Annotated in this window: 2 protein-coding genes; both read left to right on the top strand. The window is 44.8% G+C overall.

The window, feature by feature from the left end; all coding sequences use genetic code 11:
- Positions 1-1,152: calcium-binding protein (locus V7K50_RS10780; RefSeq protein ID WP_334959822.1), on the top strand; the 1,152-nt coding region annotated here is incomplete at its 5' end.
- A gap of 512 nt (positions 1,153-1,664) precedes the next feature.
- Positions 1,665-2,399 carry a calcium-binding protein gene (locus V7K50_RS10775; RefSeq protein WP_334959820.1) on the top strand — a complete coding sequence of 245 codons (735 nt, stop codon included), beginning with the start codon at positions 1,665-1,667 and terminating at the stop codon, positions 2,397-2,399.
- Positions 2,400-2,972 lie beyond the last annotated feature (573 nt).

Here is a 2,972-nt window from a genome sequence, read left to right as displayed (position 1 = left end):
CAGGTTGCTGATGTCAACGGAGATGGTTTAGCTGATATTATCGGTTTTGGTCAGGATGCTGTCTTTGTATCTCTAGGTCAAAGCAATGGAACATTCTCTTCTGAAGTTGTTGTTGCAAATAATAGTTTTAATGTCAACGGTGGCGGATGGACTAGCTTTGATCGCTTTCCCCGAAAGGTAGCTGATGTCAACGGAGATGGTCGAGCTGATATCATTGGTTTTGGTCAGGATGCTGTCTTTGTATCTCTCGGTCAAAGCAACAATACAATTAACGGCGGTAGTGGCAACGATATCCTCAATGGGGGTAGTGGTAACGATACAATTAACGGCGGTAGTGGCAACGACACCCTCAATGGGGGTGCTGGCAGCGACACATTCAAAGGCAGTCAGGGTAACGACAGCATTAATGGTGGAGATGGCATTGATACCGCAGACTACAGTCAACTAGGGCAAAGTATTACCTTGTCAGGCGTTGGAACCATTAAAAAAGCTGGGGGATTGGGGCAAGACCAACTCTTTAAAGTAGAAAAGATTATTGCCAATGCTAATGTTGCCAACAATACCATAGATACATCCCAATCTTTGCCTGGGGTATTTATCAGCGTTAACTTGCAAACCCAAAGTTTGGCTGTCAATAACATTCCTGGTTTAGGAACATTGCCATTTACTGTAGTCAACTTTGATAATGTCATTGGCACAAATGCAAATGACTCCATTATTGGCGACAACCAAAATAATCAATTATCCGGTGGAAATGGCAACGATACCATTAACGGTGGTAGTGGCAACGATCGCCTAATTGGTGGTAGTGGAACTGATCTTTTGACTGGAGGATCAGGTAACGATATTTTCGATTTCAACTCAGTTTCTGAGAGTAAACCTGGTGTGTTGCGAGATGTCATCAATGACTTCGTTGGAAACGGTAACTTGTCAGGTGACCAAATTGATCTATTTAATATTGATGCCAATTCCGGTACTCTGTCTGTTAACGATGCTTTCACTTTTATTGGGGCAAACCCATTCACCGCACCTGCTCAAGTCCGTTATGTAGGAGGAATCCTTCAAGGTAACATCAATGGCAATCTTGCTGCTGACTTTGAGATTCGGCTTGCAGGAGCGCCACAACTAGTGGCAAGTGACATTATCCTTTAACGCGATCGCGGAAGTCCCCACCCTCAATGTACTGGGTGGGGATAGGGAGCGGACGGCGACGAAACTAACTCCGAGCAATATTAGCCAGCTGATTAGGGAGTGGGTTGGTTGAGAAGTAATCCTGGTTCTCTGATTGCGCCGCTTATGCATGAGAAAATCAGGTAATACAATCGCAACAGTTGCGATAATGCCAGGGAAGGAAAAAAGATGTCGGAGAATTTTATCAGCCGAATTGTGACACAAGGGGTGCAGCGATGCCTAGGTTTGGCTACGCCTACGCACTGATCAACAAGGCTTTTAACTTATTGGCAATCACTTCGTTATACATAACTACAGAAACCACCAAATACATCTTAAAAGGCAAAATCCGATATGAACAAAGGTTTTAGATTTTGTTGTGGTGAGAGTAAAAAATATGGTTAATTATTCTTTCTTAATAGTTTGCAACACAGTTTTCTGATGGTAAAGTCATGAGACAATTTTTTACCCTCTAAGTTTAGGAGAAACTCACTATGGCAACCATTAACGGTACTAATGGTCCTGACAATCTTAGTGTTCCTTTTTCTAATTCTTTTCTCCCTTATATCATCAACGGATTTGACGGTAACGATACGATTCGGGGCGGTCTTGGCGACAATACGATTAACGGCGGATTGGGCAACGATAGCCTTGTTGGCGGCGATTCTGTATTTCGCGGAAACACGATAAACGGCGGTGATGGCAACGATACGATTCGGGGCGGTCTTGGCGACAATACGATTAACGGCGGATTGGGCAACGATAGCCTTGTTGGCAGCAGTTCTCTATTTGGCAATAGGATTGATGGCGGTGATGGCAACGATACAATTAAGGGCGGATTCAGGAACGACACACTTATAGGCGGTGCTGGGACTGATATTCTCACTGGAGGATTCAGTAACGATATTTTCAAGTTCAACTCAGTTTCTGAGAGTAAACCTGGTGTTTTACGGGATGTTATCACTGACTTCGAGGGTGGCATCCGTGGCTTCGGTGGCTTCGGTGGCTTCAATCGTGACCAAATCGATCTATCTACTATTGATGCCAACTCCACTATAGCGGGCAACCAAGCCTTCACTTTCATTGGGACTCGCGCATTCTCCGCACCCGGACAGGTTCGTTATTCAGGAGGTATTCTCCAAGCCAACATTGATCGGAATCTGTCGGCTGACTTTGAGATTCAGCTCGTAGGAGCGCCACAACTACTGGCAAGCGACATTATAGTTTAACGATAATTGAATATTTGGGGGGAGAGGTAAGTTTAGCTTGCCTTTTCCTTTTATATAGCGGTTCCTCGCTTGTGTGCAGTCCAGTTTTGACCTCTCTCCTTTTAGGAGAGAGGCTTTGAATCTTACTCCCCTTGCAGCAACAAAAGTTTTTCTGCTTCCCTCTCCTCGTAGGCTACGGTGTATACACAAGTCGAAAAAAGCTTGATTTTCCATTGTTTTTTCGTTTATCTCGTTCCCATACAGAGCATGGGAATGCCTGATTAGGGGCTGCTGCTTCCTGTCAGACATTTTAGGACTTGTGTATACACGGTAGCCTCGTAGGAGAGGGTTAAGGAGATGTAGGGAAAGGGCTGTTCTTGTTAGGTCTGTATTCCATGCAATTGGGAACCGCTATAGTTGCTCGATCGCGCCGCCCAGTCATGAGAAAATCAGATAATACAATCGCAATACAAGCGATGAGCCAGGGAAGGAAATAAAGATGTCGGAGAATTTAATCAGCCAAGTAGTGACGCAAGGAGTGCAGCGATCGCCAAATCGAGCTATGCTGCGGGCAGTTGGTTTTAAAGATGAAGA

This window comes from Nostoc sp. (assembly GCF_036917135.1).
Lineage (GTDB): Bacteria > Cyanobacteriota > Cyanobacteriia > Cyanobacteriales > Nostocaceae > Nostoc.
This window is presented reverse-complemented; position numbering and strand designations above follow the sequence as displayed.

What these genes read in the sequence shown, in the direction of transcription:
- V7K50_RS10775 (WP_334959820.1), top strand. Translation starts at nt 1,665, where the DNA reads ATGGCAACCATTAACGGTACTAATGGTCCTGACAATCTTAGTGTTCCT.